An 18,584-nucleotide genomic window follows, 5' to 3' on the forward strand; every position below is an offset into this window, starting at 1 on the left:
TGTAGCCGCGACCGTAACGCATACACCTTCAAACCGGAATCAGTTTCGGCAGGGCCAGGCGGGATTGGATCGAGTCTGAATCACCGCTTGAGGTGGATCGTCACCCAGCCCTCGCGGTGCAAGGTGCGGACGTGGCGGAAAGCCTGGCCGACATAGGCCGAGATTACCGCATCGCGCTGGCGGTCGAGGATGCCGGAGAGCACCAGCGAGCCGCCCAGCTTAATGTGCCTGGCCATCTGTGGCGCCAGCCGCATCAGCGGCCGCGCCAGGATGTTGGCGACGATCAGGTCGAAGGGGGCGCGCATGGCGAAGATCGGATGATGGAAACCCGGTGCCGTCACCGTCTCGACCAGCGCCTTGACGTGGTTGAGGCGCGCATTGGCGGCAGCGACGCGGACCGCGACTGGGTCGATGTCGGTTGCAAGCACCGGAATATGCGCGAGCTTCGCCAGGGCAATCGCCAGCACCGCGCTTCCCGTGCCGAGATCCAGCGCGTTGCGCGGGCGCTCGCGTCGCACCACCTGGTCCAGCATTTCGAGGCAGCCGGCGGTGGTGCCGTGATGGCCGGTGCCGAAGGCGAGGCCCGCCTCGATCTCGATGGCGAGATCGCTGCTGTGGCGCTTGCCGCGATCATGCGCGCCATGGACGAAGAAGCGCCCGGCGCGAACCGGCTTCAGACCTTCGAGCGAGCGCGCCACCCAGTCGATGTCGGGCAGCGCTTCGCGTTCGACCTGCTTCGACAAGGCGAGGCCCGCGAGGATGTCGTTGATCCGGGCTTCGACGGCATCGACATCGCCGTCGGCGTAGAGCGAGACTTCGTGGATGTCGTTGGACTCGTCGACCTCCAGCACGGCAAGCGGCAGGCCTTCATCCTCGAAGGCGGCGTCGAGCGCGGCGAAGATACGGTCGGCTTCGGCCTTGCCGGCGATGAAATGCAGCCTGGTCTGTCCCATCAGGCTAGTTCTCGTTTGAGCATGATCTTTTCCGAAAACCGGACGCCACTTTTCGGGATCATGCTCTAGCCCGCCGCCAATCGCTTCAGCTTGGCAATGGCGGTATCGGCGCTTTCGCCATAGGCGATGGTGCCGGCGAACTCGCCCCTGGCGTTGAGCAGCAGCACGGAGGCCGTGTGGTCCATGGTGTAGTCGCCGTCGCCGGTGTCGACCTTCTTCCAGTAGATGCCGAAGGCCTTGGCCATGGCATGGACCTTGTCCGGATCGCCGGTGATGCCGGTGATGCGGTCGGAGAAATTGCTGACGTAGGAATTGATGATCTCGGGCGTGTCGCGCTCCGGATCCACCGTGACGAAGTAGGCGTTGAGGTTCTTGCCGTCATCGCCCATCGTCTTCAGCCAGCCGGCCAGCTCGAACAGCGTGGTCGGACAGACCTCGGGGCAGTGGGTGAAGCCGAAGAATACAACGGTCGGGTGACCTCGGAACGCGGCCTCGGTGATCGGCGCGCCTTTCTGGTCGGTCAGCGCGAACGCGGCGCCGTAGGGCTCGCCGCCATAATGGCCGCGGTACCAGTCGAAGGTGAGCCAGCCGATGCCCGCCGCCATCAGGACGAGAATGCCGACCAGGATTGAGCGCATCATCAGAAACTATCCGTCGTGATCGTCGCGGCCCAGCGGATCGTGCGCGGGGCCTGTTTTGGCGACAGTCTTAACGGTTTGGCGGCGCACGCGCAAAGATGTCGCGTTGCCGCAACCGCGAGACCGGCCGTCCACGGAGAGGGGCCGAGCCCGACGGCATCGAACGGCTTGCAAATGCCATGGTCCTATCCCACCTGACATCGGCTGAACGCGAACCCGAGGAGGCTTCCTTGCGAAAACTGATCGGCTTGATGGCCGCATGCCTTGCCCTGAGCGCCGGCACTGCTGTGGCGGACGAGGTCGGCAAGGTCGGCGTCGACTGGGTCGGCAACGACATCATGATCGACGCGATCAAGGATCCGAAAGTCGACGGGGTCACCTGCCACGTCGCCTATTTCGACCGCAGCATCATCGACCGGCTGCACAAGGGCAATTGGTTCGAGGATCCATCGGATTCCTCGATCTCCTGTCGCCAGACCGGGCCGATCACCATCGGCGACATCGACATGAGCGAGGGCGGTGAGGAGGTGTTCAAGCAAGGCCTCAGCCTGATCTGGAAGAAGCAGGTGGTGAACCGCATCTACGACAAGAACAACGAGACGCTGATCTATCTGTCGCATTCGCGCCAGGTGCAGAACGGCTCGGCGAAGATGTCGGTCACCACCGTGCCGCTCTACGGCCAAAACGTCGTGTGGACGAAGGGCAAGCCGCAATAGGCACCCAAGGCATGTCTCCCGAAAGTAGGAACCGGGTTCGGGACAAAGACATGGGTAAAATCAAAAACCTCAAGCGCATGGAGCGAATCTGGAAGATCGCGACGTGCTTGTCTTATGACTTTGCTTGCCGAACGGACGATTGGTGCCGCTTGCGGGACCAATCGCGCGGGCGTAAAGCCGCGCCATGGACCGTCCTGAACACCTCGTGCTCAAAGATCCCGAGCCGCGCATCCATCCGACCGCGGAACTGAAGGGGTGCAAGCTCGGCCGCTACGCCTCGATCGGCGAGCGGGTGATCCTGCGCGAGGTGACGGTCGGCGACTTTTCCTATTTCGAGCGGCATTCGGAAGCGATCTACACGACGATCGGCAAATTCTGCTCGATCGCCGCCAACAGCCGCATCAACGCGCTCGAGCATCCGATCGGGCGGCTGACCCAGCACAAGGTCAGCTACCGCCCGAACGAATATTTCCGTTGGCTCGGCGTCGACGCGGCCTTTCGCGAGCGGCGGCAGGCAAAGCCGGTCGGCATCGGGCACGATGTCTGGATCGGCCATGGCGCCGTCGTCATGCCAGGGGTTACGATCGGCAACGGCGCCGTCATCGGCGCCAATGCGGTTGTGACGCGTGACGTGCCGCCTTACGCAATCGTCGCCGGCGTCCCCGCGAAGCCGCTGCGGCAGCGGTTCGCCGCCGATGTCGCGGCGCGCATCGAGAAGCTTGCCTGGTGGGATTGGGCGCCGGAAAAACTCGCCAGGGCGATCCCGGACATGCAGTCATTGCCGATCGAAGCCTTCCTCGATCGTTGGGAAAACGAGCCTTTCTGACATTTTGCGGGGGTCGGTGCCCCTTCCGCCATGCGGGGGTGGCGCAGCGGAAGGGGCTGGAGGCATACCGCCGTGAAGCGGAAGAAGCAGGCTTTTTGGCCTGCACGGGGCACTATCGCAACAAACGGATAAGCTGTTTCTTCATGTCCGCACGCCTTTCGCGTGTATCCGATTGCAAGCGTCTGCGTCGGAAAACTCGAACGGCGGGAACCGGAGGTGCCGCCGCCTTGTTTCTCTCTCGAAATGCCGCGCGATGGCGGCTCGTCGAGGGATCGATGATCGAGAAACTCTTTACCCGGATTGCCAATTGGGTGGCTCACCTGGCCGGTATGCCGCCGACCTTCGCCTTCTGCATTCTGATCGTCGTCGCCTGGGCGTTGAGCGGTCCAATCTTCGGCTTCTCCGATACCTGGCAACTGGTCATCAACACCGGCACAACCATCGTCACCTTCCTGATGGTGTTCCTCATCCAGAACACGCAAAATCGCGACAGCGCGGCCATCCAGACCAAACTCGACGAGCTGATCCGGGTGAGCCGGGCCCACAACACCTTCATCGGTATCGAGCATCTGACCGAATCCGAGGTCGAGGAGATTCGCGACAAATGCGAAGAGGCCGCAAAGCGGCATGACCGGGAGGTCGCCCAGGCTGCTGTCAAGAAGGCCGTGGCGAGGAAGAACGGTTCCAAGAAGAAAGCAGCTTGAACGGCCCGTCAGCGGTTCATGAAGGCGGCGAAAGCGTCCTTGTGGTCCGGGTGCCAGCGCGACAGGGCGGGGCGGTTCTCGATGATGTCGCCGATCGCCCAGGCCATGCGCTTTTCATCCGTCGGCCGCGCGACCTCGTTGTCGGGGCAGAGGATGTAGAAGTCGTCGTCGATCAGCGATCCGAGCATGAAATCGATCACCTGCTCGCCTGTCCAGGCGCCGGCAGGCTTTTCCGCCGCGCCCTCGGTCAGGCCGGTAAAGGTGAAGCCGGGGATCAGCAGATGGGCCGAGACCTTTGCGCTCGGCTCGTTGCGCAACGCGTGCGCCAGACCCTCGGTGAAGGTCTTCACGCCTGCCTTTGAGACGTTGTAGGCGAGATTGCCGGGCGGCGTGGTGATGCCTTGCTTGGAGCCGGTATTGATGATCAGGCCTGGCTTGCCTGCAGCCAGCATGCGCGGCGCGAAGGCCTCGACGCCATGCACGACGCCCCAGAAATTGATGTCCAGCAGCCGTTTCCAGACGTCACGGTTTTCCCACGGCTTGCCCGGATTGTTGCCGACCCCGGCGTTGTTCATCAGCACCGAGACCGCGCCAGATGCGCCATAGGCGAGTTCCGCCAGGCGATCGACCTCGTCGGCAGCGGAGACGTCGGTGGGAACCGGGAGAACGGCATCGTCGCCGGCAATGGCGGCGACCGCCCGTCGCGCCTGGTCGAGGCGCACGCCGCCGATATCGGCAATCACCGTCTTCATGCCCATGGCAGCGAACCGTTTCGCGGCGGCAAGGCCGATGCCGCTGGCGCCGCCGGTGATGACGGCGACATTACCGGAGGCGAAAGCGGGCAGGGCGGTCTGGATTTCGGCGTCGCTGGTCATGGTCGATGTCCTTGTTCTGGGTCGAGCCGAACTTAACGCCGGCGAGAGCCGAGACAAGCCTTGATGGCGGCAACGTTGACCGCCATAGCGGCAACTGGTTGACCGCGACGGTGGCAACGGGTTGACCGCGATGGCTCGCGCCGCGCATGCTGCACAGAAAAGGAGTTCGGTTTTGACCGACTGGATCGGCATCCTGAAGGAGCAGACTGCAACCGGCGACCAGATGGGTCGCGAGGTGCCGAAGATGCTCGCCAATCCCGATATCAGCGAGACGCAGGTCAAGACCCTGTTCGCGGCGCTGGAGAAACAGGCCGATTTCGCCGAGAAGCTGCGCCTGGCGCTGGATAAGTTCGGCCACGATTTTCCCGTCATCAAGGCGGCCGAGCGGCTGGAGGAGCGCTATGCCGAGCTTGCCGCCTCGGTGGCCGAGAAGCTGAAGGCGATGCGGGAGTAGGGCGCTACTTTTCGATCAGCCGCTCGAAACGCTTGTCCGGCACGAACCAGACAACCGCCACCAGGACATAGATCGCGACACTGATCCACTGGTTGAGCAAGGTCAGCAGAACGGCGGCAATGTAGAGCGCCAGCGAGATCTTGCCCTTTTTGTCATGCCCCACCGCCCTGGCAAAGGTCGTATCGGCGCCGTGCAAATGGCCAAGCTTGACGACAAGAATGGTGTAGGCGACTGCGCAAAGCACCAGGTCGACGCCGTACACGGCGACCGGCACGGGGGCGAAATGGTTCTCGCCCATGAAGGCCGTGGTCACGGGCATCAGCGACAGCCAGAACAGCAGGTTGAGGTTGGCCCACAAGACCCGGCCGTCGACGCGCTGCACGGTGTGGAACATGTTGTGCAGGTTGTTCCAGTAAATGCCGACGTTGACGAAGGACAGCACGTAGCTGAAGAAAATCGGCCAAAGCGGCACCAGCGCGGCCAGGTCCTCGCCATGCGGCACCTTCAGTTCCAGCACCATGATGGTGATGATGATGGCGACGACGCCATCGGTGAATGCTTCGACCCGTCCCTTGCCCATGATTCCTCCCTCGTCGGCCGGCAGACGTTACGGGAGGACAGTGCGCAAGGCCATACTGCCACAATTGTCAGGAGGGCGTTCGGCAAGCGGGTGGGCCGCTCCTACATGGGGGCCAGGGGGTTCGCAAACTGGCCGGAGGTTCCGATGACCAGCTACGCTCAGACCATCGCACGCGACAAAGAACTTGGCGGCGGCATCGCAATGACAGTCGTTGCGGCCATGATCGCTGCGCTCTTTGCCGGCAGCACCGCGCTGACACCGCTCTATGTGATCTACAAACAGGCTTTCGGCTTCTCGCAGATCACGCTGACGCTGGTCTACGCGGTCTATGTGGTCGGCAATCTGGCGGCGCTGCTGTTTTTCGGCCGGTTGTCGGACATTGTCGGCCGCCGCCCGGCGGCCATGGCGGCGATGGGCGTCGCCGTTGTCAGCGCGCTGTTTTTCCTCTTCGCCGAAAATCTGGCGTGGCTCGACGCCGCCCGCATCCTCAGCGGGCTCGGCATCGGGATCGGCGCGGGAACCGGCACCGCCTGGCTCGCCGAACTGATCGAAGGCGAGGACAAGTCGCGCGCCGCCGTCATTGCCACCAGCACCAATTTCGTCGGCCTCGGCCTCGGCGCCCTGACATCGGGGCTGCTCGCCGAATATGCGCCCTGGCCGCTCAGGCTGACCTTCGCCGTCTATCTCGTTCTGCTGGTGCTGGTCACGCTGCTGATCTGGCGCACCCGCGAGACCGTGTCCGAGCCGAAGCGGCTCTCCGACGTCCCGATGCGACCGCGGCTCTCGGTTCCCGACGGCATCCGCGCGCGGTTCGTGGCGCCGGCGGTGACCGGCTTCGGCGCGATGGCGCTCGTCGGTTTTTATGCTGCGCTGGCGCCGAGCGTTCTGGCCCAGCAACTGCATGTCACCAACCACGCCGAGGCCGGCGCGCTGTTTTTCGAGCTTGCGGTCGTGACCGCCGCGACAATCCTGGCGACGGCACGGCTCGCCAGCCGCACCGTCATGCTGGCGGCACTTGTGCTGATGATCCCGACGGTGGCGCTGGTCGTCGCCGCGCAGGTCTTTGCGTCGATGGCGTTGATGATCGTCGCCACGGCCTTCTGCGGCGTGGCGGCGGCGCTTGGCTATCGCGGCGGCCTTCAGGTGGTCAACCACATCGCGCCGGCGGACCGCCGCGCCGAAGTGGTCTCGGCTTTCTTCATCTGCTGCTTCTGCGGCAATGCGCTGCCGGTGATCGGCATCGGCGTGCTGTCGAGCCTGACGAATGCGACCGTCGCCAGCCTGGCGTTCGCCGGCATGATCACGATCTTCTCACTGGTGGCGCTGGGGTTCGGCGCGCGCTATGCGAAGTGACACTTGGCGCGTCCTTAGCCGTTCGGCGTCTCGGGCGATAAGCGCGCGCGCTGGCGCGGCACGCCGAGGCCGGTGTCCGGCGGCTCGCCGGCGGCCGGACGATCCTCGATCATATGCATGGTCCGCCAGCGGCCGAAACGATAGTAGGCGGCGGCGAGCACCAGCGAGACGATCGAGCCGGCCGGAAAGCTCCACCATAGCGCTTCCTGGCCGATGACGCTTCGCATGGAATAGGCAAAGCCGGTGCGCACGATCAGCACCGAGACGATCAGGATGATGAGCGGCGGCATGACCGCGCCGGTGGCGCGCACCGTGGCGAACAAGACGATGGTGACCCCGAACAGGATGAAGGACCAGGACGCCACCTTGTTGATGTGGGCGGCGATGTCGATCGCGGTGCTGTCGCCGCTCAGGAAAAGGCCGAGCACCGGGCGGTCGAAGAGGAAAATCAGCGCCACCAGCGCGCCGGTGAGCACGAGATTGAAGCCGACGCCCGAGGCTGCGACCTTGCCGATCCGGTCCCAGCGTCCGGCGCCGACATTTTGCGCCGCCATCGAGGAGACGGCGGCGCCGATGGCCAGAGCCGGCATCTGGATATACGTCCAGAGCTGCGCCGCGATGCCATAAGCTGCCGCGACCTGCGAGCCATAGGTGTTGACGATGCCCATCACCGTCAGAGCCGCGGCCGAGATGACGATCATCTGCAAACCCATCGGAATGCCCTTGAAGACGACGATGCGCAAAAGCGCCGGATCGGGCTTGAGCAGAGCGAGGTCGCTGTCCGCCAGCCGCAGCGGGTGCCTGCGCGCATAAAGCACGATCAGGATGGCGATCACGCTCACCGTCTGTCCGATCAGCGTCGAGGCGGCCGAACCGGCGATGCCAAGCGCCGGAAAGGGGCCGATGCCGCGGATGAGCAGCGGGTTCAGGACGACGTCGAGCACGACCGCCAGCGCCATGAAGACAAACGGCGTGCGCGAATCGCCGGCGCCGCGCAGCACCGTCATGACGAAGGACAGAAGGTTCATCATCGGCACGGCGACGAAGATGATGCGCAGATAGGCGCGCGCCAGCGGCAAGGCGTCCGCCGGCGTGCCGAGCCCGGTGAGGATGGCGTCGACCCAGATCCAGCCACAGACCGCGAACACCACCGAGACCAGGAAGAAGAAAGTAGCGCTGGTGCCGACGATGCGGCGCGCTTCGGGCAGGTCGCGGGCGCCGACCGATTGCGCGACCAGGATGGTTGCCGCCATGCCGATGCCGAACACTGTGCCGAGGATCAGGAACAGCACCAGATTGGCGTTGGATGTCGCCGTCAGCGCCGCCTCGCCGAGGAAGCGGCCGACCCAGACGGCATTGATCGAGCCGTTGAGCGACTGCAGCACGTTGGAGCCGGGCACCGGCAGGGCGAACAACAGCAGCGTGCGCGGGATCGGGCCGCTGGTCAGGTCGCCGGTCCGCTGGCGAGCGGGCTTGTCGTCATCCATGCTGTTATCCATGGTGGGCGGGCACCGAAAATGAATCAGGCCCGCGATGCTATCGCGGACCTGATGGTGATGCATCCCTGGCGGGCTGGATCGGTGCCTGCGGTTGCCCGCCCGCAGCGTGAGCATATTGAAAGGGCCAGGCGCGAAATTCCACGCCTGACAGAGATATCTTCACCGTCTATTGTCGATAGAGGGTCATGCCGGCGTGGTGCAGGATGCCGTCGATGAACTCGCCGTCTGCGGTGAAGCCGGTGTCGTCCCAATAGTCGATATGGCTCGCGTCTATTTCGTAGCGCCCCTCGTAGGCCCGCTCACGATTGCCGCGTGCCTCGACATAGCGCCCGGTCGGCAGGAGTTCATGCCGGATGTGGCCGTCTGCCGTAACCCACACGCCGATGTAAGGATGGGTAGCGCTCATTTACCTTCCGCCTTCTGCCGATAGTAGTGCGCAATATCCTCCGGCTTGACCACCCGAGCGTAGTTCAGCTCCTGACGGATCTTCCACGCGCCGTCGATGCAGGCCCAACCGAGTTGCGATCGTCCGTCGAATGCGACGACCTTTCCGTCGAGGCGGCTGATCCGCCCGACAAAACCGATCGTCGTGGAGGCGACATTGTCTCCGGCAATCTGGTCATCGCCGCCGGTGAGCGCGTGGAGAACGGAGCGTGCGCCATTTTGCAGATCTTCCCAGTTCGCTCCGTAGACAGCGGCGTTGTCGAAGAGCTGTGACGCGCCGGGTGCGAAATTGTCGTAGAAAACGCCGCGCGGCGCGTTCACATCATAGTAGCGGCTCATCTTCTTAGCGAAGACGAAAGTCGGATCGCCTTGACGGCGTTCCCAGCCGTCCATGATCCACGACTTGTGAAGGGCAAGTGGAGCGTCGTCTCCGCCCCGCGGACAGGGTTGAGCCGCGACTGGTTCAGCCAAGGCCAGCAGGCAGGTTGTGAGAAGTAGCGCTTTCATGTCGATGTTCCTTCTGGTTGTCGAATGCTCCAGAAGGTTGGACGAGAATCGATGTTGCGTGTATCTGTCGAATGCTCGACCAGGTGGTTAGTGAAATTTGACAATGCAGCTAGACTACAATCTTCTCCCCCTCTTTCTCGCCGTGGCCGAGGAGGACAATTTTCGCGCCGCCGCCGATCGTCTAGGTGTCACCCGCTCCGCCGTCAGCCAGGGAATACGACGGTTTGAAGATGGTTTCGGTGCTACGCTGGTGACGCGAACCACCAGAGCCGTGCGCCTGACCGAGGCGGGACAGCGGCTCTATGATGCGCTCTGTCAGCCGATGTCCGATATCGTGCAGGCGCTTGAAAGTGTCGACGGCGATCAATCCCCGTGGGGGAGACTGAGGATCGCGGTCACCTCGATTGCCGAGCCGTTTCTGTCCGGCTCTTTGTTGGCGGCCTTTGCCGAAACGCATCCGCACGTGATTGTCGATGTCACCGTAACGGATGAGGAATTCGACATCGTTGCCGCCGGGTTCGATGCCGGGGTTCGGTTGGGCGAGGTCATAGAGCAGGACATGATCGCCGTACCCGTCGGTGGACAAGTGAGAGAGGCTGTCGTCGCTTCTCCTGAATACCTCTTGGCGAACGGCATGCCGGAACATCCCCGCGATCTGGTCCGCCACCGCTGCATTGGTTGGCGCCGCTCGCCGGAAATCGCGCCCCACCGATGGGAATTCGAGGAGAACGGCACTTCCTTCGCTGTCTCGGTTGAGCCGCAGATCACCACCAATGATCTGCGCCTTATGCTGCGCAGCGCTCTGGCCGGCGCCGGTGTCACCTTCGCTACCGAGGAGACTTTCCGCCCCTATATCGAGAGCGGCGCGCTCGTCTCCTTGCTCGAAGAATATCTGCCGTCATTTCCGGGCTTTTTCCTGTATTTCCCAAACAGAAGGAATATGGCTCCGAAACTGCGGGCCCTGGTCGATCACATCAAGGCCAGCCACTCGGGTGGACGTCGCGCTCGATCGCGCTGACCGCCACCGAGCGTATGCCGCCGCGAGCACGGCAAAGTCACTTGTTATCCCCGCGCTCGGAAGGAAATCGAGATCATTCCAGGCCCGCGTGTCATCGCGGGCCTGTTTCATATGCACCCGCCCAGATCAGTGCCTGCGCTGGCCGCCCGCAGCGCGAGCTAGTTCGCGGCGAGGCTGTTTCCCGGCAGGCCGGGAAGCGTTACCTGATAGACGAGGAAGGTGGTGTCGACATCGGCGCCGTCCTCGGCCTTGTAGGGCGCGCCGACCTGGAAGCCGTCCTGGGTGAGAAAATCGTTGTCGTTGGCGACGAACAGGAAATAGTCGTCGGGCAGCTTCGGATCGAGCACGCTGACCAGAGACATCGCTTCCCACTTCTCCGAGAGGTTGTTCCTGTCGTTCGGTGCGCCATTGTGCAGGCCGAAGCGGCCGAGCTCGCCCTTGTCGTTGATATCGATGAAGGCGGTGAGCTTGGCCGGGGTCACCGACGGGTCGAGCGCGCCTTTCGGCGCCACAGGCTTGTCGGCGGCGTCGAACGGGCCGTTGGCGATATCGGTCGCGGCGGAGAGATCGACGATCTCGATCTTGCGATAGAGCGACTCGTCGCCCTTGACGCCCTGGCCGTTGCCCGAGTCGCGCACCAGCATCAGGAAGCTCTTGTCGGACAGAGCCACGATCTCGCTCTGCGCGGCGACCTTGGTCTTGCCCTTGGCGTCCTTGAACACCGGCAGCGGCACGACATATTCGTGCGCCAGCTTGAGGTGGGCGAGGTCGGAAGCGTCATAGACCAGCGCGCGGGTGTTCTGGCGCGTCGAGCCGGAATCGCCGCCATCCTGGCGCGGCGCCGACTGCAGCACGGCGATCAGGAATTTGCCGTCCGGCGTCATCGACATGCCCTCGAGGCCCTGGTTGTTCTGCCGGCCGGTCTCGGGATCCTTTGGATCGGGCTCGGCGGCGCCGGGGCCGGGATTGTCGGAAGCGAAGTTCGGCTTGCCGTGGCGCATCGGCACCAGGGCCGCCGGCGGCTGGGTGGCCGACATCAGACGGCCCTCGGCCGAGAAGCGGTAGATGTTCGGTCCATATTCGTCGGAGATGAACATGGTGCCGTCGGGCAGCCGCACGATCGCCTCGTCGTCCAGCGCCAGCTTGCCGTTGTCGGCTTGCGGCAGCATCGGCATGTCGCCGGCAGCCTCACGCACGCCGTTGAGCGGATCGAGCCCGGTGGCATCAGTGCCCTTGTCGTCGGTCAAGAGCATGGTGTCGGCGAGCGTCGCCTTGACGCCCGCCTGTTCTTGTCCGGCGGCGGGCGTCGCGCCAGGAGCGGTCGACGTCAGCTCGATCGCAATGGTGTTGAGGCGCGGACGGTAGTCGGTGGTGCCGGCGACGTTGTAGCCGCGATCCGGCAACAGCCAAAGCGACCCCTTGTAGCCGGCGCCGTCATGCGTCCAGGACTTGGTGTCGATCGCCATGCCGGAGCCCGAACCAAAGGTCTCGCCGAACTTGTCCTTCTGGCTGGCAGGGATGCGGCCGACGCCGACAAGCCCCTTGTTGACATAGGCGACGCCGTCGGCCAGCGCCGGGGTGAGAGCGGTGAACAGCGCGAGAGCGACGCCGAGCGAGACGGTTCGGTTGAGATGTTTCATGAATATCCCCTTCTGGACGAACAGAGCGGCCAATGCCTGGAAGGACGCGGCATCGAAGATGCGGCGAGCCGGTTCCCGTCGAGCGGTCTAGGACGTGAACGTGATGGTTGCATGACAGGCGCCGTGCACTTGCCTTCTCCCCCCTGCGGGAGAAGGAGAGGGAGATCAATCGCTCTCCCGCGCGATCAGCTCCAGCGGCCAGACTTCGCGCATGATCCGCGTTCCCTCGGGGCCGGCATGGGCCGGGAGCGAGGCCAGCAACATCTCGGCCAGCCGCCGGCCCATGGGCTCCAGCGACGGACGGAAGGCGGTCAGCGCCGGCGAGAAGTAGCGGCAAAGCGGCGTGTCGACGATGACGATCACCGCGATGTCGTGGCCTGGCCTGATGCCCATCTCGGCCAGTGCCTTGCAGCCGCCGAGCGCCATGGCGTCATTGTTGAAGATGATGGCTGTCGGCCGGTCCTTGGAGAGCATCACGCGCGGCGTCACCTGGTAGCCGCCGGCCTCGTTGATGAAGCCGTCGGCGATGAGGCCGGGGTCGACTTCGATGCCGTGCCTCTTCAACGCCTTGCGGTAGCCGTCGAGGAACAGGTAGCCGAAGTTGAGATCAAGCGAAGGGCGGATGGCGGCAATGCGGCGGTGGCCGCGCGCGACCAGCCGGTCGACGGCTTCATCACCCGCCCTCTCGAAATCGATATCGAGCGAAGGATAGGTGTCGCCGCCGGATTGACTTCGGCCAAGCGTGGCGAAGGGAAAGCCGGCCTTGCTGAGATAGTCGATCCGATCGTCTTCCCGCCGTGTATTGGCCAACACGACCGCGTCGGCCCGGCGCGTCTCAACCACGCGGCGCAGCCTCTCCTGCTGATATTGGCCGGGCTCGCCCATGACGACCATCAGATCTAGGTCATGCTCGGCGAGCCGCGCCTGCAGACCGATCAGGAAGGGAATGAAGAACGGTTCGCCATATTGCTGGTCCCCCGGATGCGGCTGCAGCATGAAGGCGATTGAACGGGTGGCGCCCTGGCGCAGGCTGCGGCCCGACTGGTTGGGCGAATAGTTCAGCTTCCTGGCCGCCTCGAGCACGCGCTGGCGCGTCTCCGCATTGACATCGGCGCGGCCGTTCAGCGCGCGGGACACGGTGCCGATCGAAATGTTCAGATGACGCGCAAGGTCGTGAATGCTGGACGCCAAGAGCCACTCTCCCCTGTCTTCGCTAGCACCGGCCGCCCCTCAGGCCAAGGCTCTTCGGACGATTTTTCGCTGACAGCCAGTTGACATTCTACGCCATTGGGTGTGTTCTCGTAAACGTTTACGGAAAAACGTTTACGGTGATGCCGTGGATGCCTTTACACTCGGCCTGGAGGGGTCGAGCGGAGGAGGAGCGCTGGATGATGAAGGTCGTCCTGGTCGGGTGCGGAGCCATGAGCAGGCAATGGCTCGATGCCGCAAGGCAGATCGACGGGCTCGCTATTGTCGGCCTTGTCGACCTCGACGCCGAGCGGGCGCAGGCGAGGGCGCGCGAATATAACCTAACCAATGCCGTCATCGGCACCAGCCTCGACGCCGTCCTCGACCAGACCAGGGCCGACGCCGTGTTCGACGTCGTGGTTCCTGCTGCCCGGCGCGACGTGGCCTTTTCCGCCTTCGCCCATCATTGCCATCTGCTGACCGAAAAACCGCTGGCCGACAGTCCGGACAATGCGCGCGCCATCATCGAAGCGGCGCGCCGGGCAGGGCGCATCCACGCCGTCGTCCAGAACCGCCGCTATGTCGCCAATGTCAGGCGCATCCGCCGCTTTCTCGACTCCGGCGCCATCGGCGCACCGACCAGCATTCATGCCGACTTCTTCATCGCGCCGCATTTCGGCGGTTTTCGCGAGGAGATGGCCCACGTGCTGTTGCTCGACATGGCGATCCACACCTTCGACGCGGCCCGCTACATGGCCGGCGGCGAGCCGGCCAGCGTCTCCTGCCAGGAATGGGAGCCGGCCAATTCCTGGTACCGGCAAGGGTCGTCGGCGAGCGCCGTCTTCGATTTCGGCGGCGGCAAGGTCTTCACCTATGCCGGCTCCTGGTGCGCCGACGGCTTCCGCACCAGCTGGGAAGGCAGCTGGCGCATCGTCGCCGAGCGAGGCAGCCTGCTGTGGGACGGCCATGACGGACTGAAGGCTGAGGTGGTTGCGTCCGGCCGCGACGGTATCATCGACAAGACCCAGCCGATCGAGGTGCAGCCGCTCGACCCTGCCGACAGGATAGACGGCCATCTCGGCATCATCCGGGACTTCATGCACGCGATCGAAACCGGAACGGAACCGGAGACGCGCGGCAGCGACAACATCAAGAGCCTGGCCATGGTCTTCGGCGCGATCGAAAGCGCCGAGACCGGCCGCCGCGTGGCGATCGCACAGGAAACGCAGTGATGCCAAACCCGCTTCTCGACATCAGGATCGGCACCATGGTGCGGGCCAATCTCGACGACCCGGCCGCCTATGTCAGACAGATCCTGGGGCTCGGCTTCGAGAGCATCCAGCCCTTCTTCTGGCAGACGCTGGGCGGCAAGGACCTGAAGCGCCTGGCGGGCGACATCCGCGAAGCGATCGGCGATGCCGACGTGACCGTGTCCTCGATCGGCGTGTTCGGCAATCCTCTCGAAAACGGCGATATCGATCGCGGCGTGCTCGCGGCCTGGGAGACCGTCATCGACCATGCGCATCTGTTCGGCGCCTCGACGGTCACTGGCTTCACCGGCCGCGTGCGGGGCAAGCCGCTGACCGACAGCCTGCCGCGCTTCCGCGAAGTCTGGGGGCCGCTGGCGAAACGCGCCGCCGACAAGGGCGTGCGCATCGCCTTCGAGAATTGCGCCATGGACGGCAACTGGGCCAGCGGCGACTGGAACATCGCCCACAACCCCGATGCCTGGGAGCTGATGTTCAACGAATTGCCCAACGACAATCTCGGGCTGGAATGGGAGCCCTGCCATCAGCTCGTCTATCTGATCGACCCGATCCCGCAGATCCGCAAATGGGCGCCGCGCATCTTCCATGTCCACGGCAAGGACGCGACGGTGCGCTGGGACGTGATCCGCGAGCATGGCGTGTTCGGCCGGCAGCCTTTCGTGCAGATGCGCACGCCCGGCTTCGGCGACAGCGACTGGACGCGCGTGATCAGCGAATTGCGGCTGGCCGGCTATCGCGGCGCCATCGATATCGAAGGCTGGCATGACCCGGTCTATCGCGACGACCTCGAGATCACCGGCCAGGTACGGGCGCTGGACTATCTGAAGCAATGCCGGGGAGGCGCCAGCTACCTGCCCAATCCGACTTGAGGCCAAATTGATGTGAGGACTGGCCGGCGGGAGGAGCCGGCCGACCAAAGCCGAAGCGATCATCGAAAACGCCCTCGGCTCGCGAGGGACAAAAAGGGAGGAACGTGCATGAGCATCACGACCAGAAGGACTGTTCTGCGCTCGACCGTCGTGGCGGCTGCCGCGGCGCTCTGCGCCTCGATCTCAACCTTGCCGGCGCACGCGCTCGACGCCCAATGGTGCAAGGACGTCCATATCCGCTTCTTCGTCGGCGGCGCCGAGGGCGACGCCTTCGGCACCATCGTCTATAATGGCGCCAAGCAGGCGGCGGCCGATCTCGGACCGAAGGTCGACTACATCTTCTCCCAGTGGGACGCCGAGAAGATGGTGCAGCAACTGCGCGAGGCGGTCGCGGTCAAGCCGAACGGCATTGCCATGATGGGCCATCCGGGCGACGCGGCGATCATGCCGCTGGCCGAACAGGCGCATAAGGACGGCATCAAGATGATGTACCAGAACGTACCGGTGCCGAAGGTGACCGCGGCGTTCGGCGGCGGCTATGTCGGCGCGCAGCAGGAGCAGCAAGGCCGCGCGCTCGGCGCCGAGGCATTCAAGCTGGGCAAGCTCAAGGCCGGCGACAAGGCGATCATGATCGGCCCGTTCGAGAACGAGAACCGCGGCGCGCGCGAGCGCGGCACCGTGGCTGCCTTGAAGGAGGCCGGCGTCGAGGTCATCCAGCTCTCCTCGCCACCGAGCGGCGAATGGGCGTCCGATCCGAACCTCGCCATTCCGGTCATCACGGCGGCACTCCTCAACCACCCCGATGTCAAGGCGGTCGGCTATCCGGGCGGGCAGATGCTAGGCAATGTCGCCACCTACATGCAGGCGGCGGGGCGCAAGCCGGGCGACATCTTCAATTTCGGCTTCGACACCAGCCCGCAGATCGTCGAGGCTTTCAAAGGCGGCTGGGTTCAGCTGACGGCCGACCAGCAGCCATTCCTGCAGGGCTATCTGCCGATCCTGAGCCTTTGCCAGCAGGTGGTGCTCGGCCTTGCGCCGATGAATGTCGACACCGGCGCCGGCTTCGTCACGCCGCAGAATTATGAGATCGTCTCAGAGCTCGCCAAGCAGGCGTTGCGCTGACCTCCCAGGCTGCCGGCCGGGTTCGACCCGGCCGGCAGGACCGCCGGCGACAGCCGGCAAGCGACAATAAGGCGAGGATTCCCATGGGCGAACGCATCATCGAACTGCGCGACATCAAGAAGTCCTATGGTCAGGTCTATGCGCTGGGCGGCGTCGATCTCAACGTCGACCGCGGCGAGGTGGTCGGCCTGATCGGCGACAACGGCGCCGGCAAGTCGACGCTGATCAAGATCCTGTCGGGCGTCGTCAAGCCGACCAGCGGCGAGATCCTCGTGCGCGACAAGCCGGTCATCGGATGGAGCGCGGCACGCTCGCGCGAGGCCGGTATCGAGACGGTGTTCCAGGACCGGGCGCTGGCGGTGCAGCAGACCATCGTGCGCAACATCTTCATGGGCCGCGAGCTGACCGGCTTCATGGGCTGGCTGAAGGTCAACAAGGAGATCGAAGAGGCGAGCCGGCTGATGCGCGAGATCGGCTTCACCTCGAAAGTGTTCACGCCGCACTCGATCGTCGGCCAGCTTTCGGGCGGCGAGCGCCAGGGCGTGGCGATCGCGCGCGCCATCTACAAGCAGGCGGAGCTGATCATCCTCGACGAGCCGACGACGGCGCTGTCGCTGACCGAAACCGCCAAGGTCTTCCATTTCGTGCGCCAGGTGCGGGCGAGCGGCCGCTCGATCCTGTTCATCGGCCACAACATCCACCATGTCTTCGACATCGCCGACCGCTTCGTCGTGCTCGACCGCGGCAAGGTGGCGCTCGCCGCCGACCGCAGCGAGGTCAAGTCGGCCGAAGACCTGATCAACTTCATGGAAGACGTAGCACACCCGGGCGGCTTGCCGGGGCTGCACGAGGCAGGCGGAGCGGAGCAGAGAGCGTGATGAGCAAGGCCATGGAACCCGATCTGCAAACGCCTCTCGGAAGGGCAAGCGGCCAGGCAGGCAAGGAATGGAGCCATCCCTCCGATCACTGGCTGCGCGGCTTCGTGCTTGAAAACCGCGCATCGCTCGGCACGCTGGCCGTGTTCATCGTCATGATGGCGGTGTTCGTGATCGCCAACCCGACGGTCTTCACCACCTGGTATCTCTACAGGTCGGTGCTGACGACGCTTCCCGTCGCGCTGTTCGTGGTTGTGCCGCTGGTCTTCGTCGTCACCTGCGACGAGATCGATTTGTCGTTCCCGGCGACGATGGGTTTTGCGTCCTGGGTCTTCGCGCTTGTGGTGCAGGCCGGCTACGATCCTTTCCTCGGCATTGCCGCGGCGCTGGTCACCGGCACGCTGCTCGGCTTCCTCGTCGGCTCGCTGGTCGTCTATGGCGGGCTGTCGTCGCTGATCGCCACGCTCGGCATGAACTTCCTGCTGCGCGGCCTGATCCAGATCATCAACGAGGGCAAGTCGACGGCGCTGACCAGTCTGGCCGACAGCTGGGCCTACAAGATATTCTCGAGCCAGATCGGGGGCATCCCCGTGCAGATCTTCTGGGCCATCGCCTTCGTCGTGTTCGCCGCGCTGCTTTACAACCGCCATCGCTTCGGCGCGCAGGTGAAGGTCGTCGGCGACAATCCGGACAGCGCCAAGCAGATGGGCATCGACGTCAAGCGCGTCAAAGTCAAGGTGTTCGTCTTCACCGGCATCGGGGCGGCGATCGCCGGCACGTTCTCGGTGATGATCAACTTCACCTGGTGGCCGACGGCCGGCGACGGCTATCTGCTGCCGGTGCTGGCCTCGGTGTTCGTCGGCGGCACGCCGACCTGGGGCGGCATCGGCACGGTGGTCGGCGGCGCGATCGGCGCGGTGACCGTGTCGTTCATCCAGACCGGTGTCGTCGCGGCGGGGCTGAGCGGCTTCTACGTCCAGTTCTTCAATGGGCTGATCATCATCCTGTCGCTGCTCGGCCATAAGTGGAACCAGGCAAGGTATCGGTGAGGGGGC

The 18,584-nt window shown here is 64.4% G+C and carries 19 protein-coding genes and 1 pseudogene; 11 read left to right on the plus strand and 9 right to left on the minus strand.

Annotation, left to right across the window (positions count from 1 at the left end; genetic code table 11):
- Nucleotides 1–80: 80 nt before the first annotated feature.
- Complete coding sequence (locus EJ067_RS28570) at nt 81–953, minus strand: 50S ribosomal protein L11 methyltransferase (protein ID WP_126088491.1); 873 nt, start codon at nt 951–953, stop codon at nt 81–83.
- Nucleotides 954–1,018: 65 nt separating this feature from the next.
- Nucleotides 1,019–1,594: an SCO family protein gene (locus EJ067_RS28575; RefSeq protein WP_126088492.1), complete on the minus strand. Its 576-nt coding sequence runs from the start codon at nt 1,592–1,594 to the stop codon at nt 1,019–1,021.
- A gap of 248 nt (nt 1,595–1,842) precedes the next feature.
- Here EJ067_RS28575 and EJ067_RS28580 point away from each other — a divergent pair, with 248 nt between their 5' ends.
- From EJ067_RS28580 to EJ067_RS28590, 3 genes are all read left to right on the plus strand, one after another.
- Nucleotides 1,843–2,307, plus strand: coding sequence for a CreA family protein (locus EJ067_RS28580; RefSeq protein WP_126089782.1), 465 nt, complete (start codon nt 1,843–1,845; stop codon nt 2,305–2,307).
- Nucleotides 2,308–2,491: 184 nt separating this feature from the next.
- Nucleotides 2,492–3,133, plus strand: coding sequence for a DapH/DapD/GlmU-related protein (locus EJ067_RS28585; protein WP_126088493.1), 642 nt, complete (start codon nt 2,492–2,494; stop codon nt 3,131–3,133).
- A 275-nt stretch (nt 3,134–3,408) separates the two neighbouring features.
- Nucleotides 3,409–3,837 (plus strand): low affinity iron permease family protein, encoded by a 429-nt coding sequence (locus EJ067_RS28590; RefSeq protein WP_168247513.1) that lies wholly within the window; start codon nt 3,409–3,411, stop codon nt 3,835–3,837.
- Nucleotides 3,838–3,845: 8 nt separating this feature from the next.
- Here the strand turns inward: EJ067_RS28590 and EJ067_RS28595 are convergent, their stop codons facing one another.
- Entirely contained in the window at nt 3,846–4,712 is an 867-nt protein-coding gene (locus EJ067_RS28595; protein ID WP_126088494.1) for an SDR family NAD(P)-dependent oxidoreductase, read from the minus strand.
- Between the two features lie 172 nt (nt 4,713–4,884).
- Here EJ067_RS28595 and EJ067_RS28600 point away from each other — a divergent pair, with 172 nt between their 5' ends.
- Complete coding sequence (locus EJ067_RS28600; RefSeq protein WP_126088495.1) at nt 4,885–5,166, plus strand: hypothetical protein; 282 nt, start codon at nt 4,885–4,887, stop codon at nt 5,164–5,166.
- Nucleotides 5,167–5,170: 4 nt separating this feature from the next.
- Here EJ067_RS28600 and EJ067_RS28605 read toward each other — a convergent pair whose 3' ends face one another.
- A complete protein-coding gene (locus EJ067_RS28605; protein WP_126088496.1) occupies nt 5,171–5,746 on the minus strand; it encodes a TMEM175 family protein in 576 nt (191 codons plus the stop codon).
- A 144-nt stretch (nt 5,747–5,890) separates the two neighbouring features.
- On the opposite strand from EJ067_RS28605, the gene EJ067_RS28610 reads away from it, so the two are divergent.
- On the plus strand, nt 5,891–7,099 hold the full coding sequence (locus EJ067_RS28610; protein WP_126088497.1) for an MFS transporter: 1,209 nt from the start codon (nt 5,891–5,893) through the stop codon (nt 7,097–7,099).
- Nucleotides 7,100–7,113: 14 nt separating this feature from the next.
- Here the strand turns inward: EJ067_RS28610 and EJ067_RS28615 are convergent, their stop codons facing one another.
- From EJ067_RS28615 to EJ067_RS28625, 3 genes and pseudogenes are all read right to left on the minus strand, one after another.
- Nucleotides 7,114–8,586, minus strand: coding sequence for an MATE family efflux transporter (locus EJ067_RS28615; RefSeq protein WP_126088498.1), 1,473 nt, complete (start codon nt 8,584–8,586; stop codon nt 7,114–7,116).
- A 178-nt stretch (nt 8,587–8,764) separates the two neighbouring features.
- Nucleotides 8,765–8,992: pseudogene (locus EJ067_RS28620) on the minus strand (Atu4866 domain-containing protein); the annotation flags it as partial.
- A gap of 8 nt (nt 8,993–9,000) precedes the next feature.
- On the minus strand, nt 9,001–9,549 hold the full coding sequence (locus EJ067_RS28625; protein WP_126088500.1) for a hypothetical protein: 549 nt from the start codon (nt 9,547–9,549) through the stop codon (nt 9,001–9,003).
- Nucleotides 9,550–9,652: 103 nt separating this feature from the next.
- Here EJ067_RS28625 and EJ067_RS28630 point away from each other — a divergent pair, with 103 nt between their 5' ends.
- Nucleotides 9,653–10,567 (plus strand): LysR family transcriptional regulator, encoded by a 915-nt coding sequence (locus EJ067_RS28630; RefSeq protein ID WP_126088501.1) that lies wholly within the window; start codon nt 9,653–9,655, stop codon nt 10,565–10,567.
- A gap of 158 nt (nt 10,568–10,725) precedes the next feature.
- Here the strand turns inward: EJ067_RS28630 and EJ067_RS28635 are convergent, their stop codons facing one another.
- Both EJ067_RS28635 and EJ067_RS28640 read right to left on the minus strand, forming a co-directional pair.
- On the minus strand, nt 10,726–12,207 hold the full coding sequence (locus EJ067_RS28635; RefSeq protein WP_126088502.1) for an esterase-like activity of phytase family protein: 1,482 nt from the start codon (nt 12,205–12,207) through the stop codon (nt 10,726–10,728).
- Nucleotides 12,208–12,372: 165 nt separating this feature from the next.
- A complete protein-coding gene (locus EJ067_RS28640; protein ID WP_126088503.1) occupies nt 12,373–13,398 on the minus strand; it encodes a LacI family DNA-binding transcriptional regulator in 1,026 nt (341 codons plus the stop codon).
- Nucleotides 13,399–13,595: 197 nt separating this feature from the next.
- On the opposite strand from EJ067_RS28640, the gene EJ067_RS28645 reads away from it, so the two are divergent.
- From EJ067_RS28645 to EJ067_RS28665, 5 genes are all read left to right on the plus strand, one after another.
- Nucleotides 13,596–14,627: a Gfo/Idh/MocA family oxidoreductase gene (locus tag EJ067_RS28645; RefSeq protein ID WP_126088504.1), complete on the plus strand. Its 1,032-nt coding sequence runs from the start codon at nt 13,596–13,598 to the stop codon at nt 14,625–14,627.
- Entirely contained in the window at nt 14,627–15,532 is a 906-nt protein-coding gene (locus EJ067_RS28650) for a sugar phosphate isomerase/epimerase (protein WP_210211674.1), read from the plus strand. Before EJ067_RS28645 ends, EJ067_RS28650 begins: the two co-directional genes overlap by 1 nt.
- 108 nt (nt 15,533–15,640) lie before the next feature.
- Entirely contained in the window at nt 15,641–16,654 is a 1,014-nt protein-coding gene (locus EJ067_RS28655; protein ID WP_126088506.1) for a substrate-binding domain-containing protein, read from the plus strand.
- 83 nt (nt 16,655–16,737) lie between these two features.
- Nucleotides 16,738–17,532, plus strand: coding sequence for an ATP-binding cassette domain-containing protein (locus tag EJ067_RS28660; protein WP_126088507.1), 795 nt, complete (start codon nt 16,738–16,740; stop codon nt 17,530–17,532).
- Nucleotides 17,532–18,578 carry an ABC transporter permease gene (locus tag EJ067_RS28665; RefSeq protein WP_126088508.1) on the plus strand — a complete coding sequence of 349 codons (1,047 nt, stop codon included), beginning with the start codon at nt 17,532–17,534 and terminating at the stop codon, nt 18,576–18,578. The genes EJ067_RS28660 and EJ067_RS28665 overlap by 1 nt, the downstream gene beginning before the upstream one ends.
- Nucleotides 18,579–18,584 lie beyond the last annotated feature (6 nt).

It is taken from the genome of Mesorhizobium sp. M1D.F.Ca.ET.043.01.1.1 (genome assembly GCF_003952385.1).
Taxonomy (GTDB): Bacteria; Pseudomonadota; Alphaproteobacteria; order Rhizobiales; family Rhizobiaceae; genus Mesorhizobium.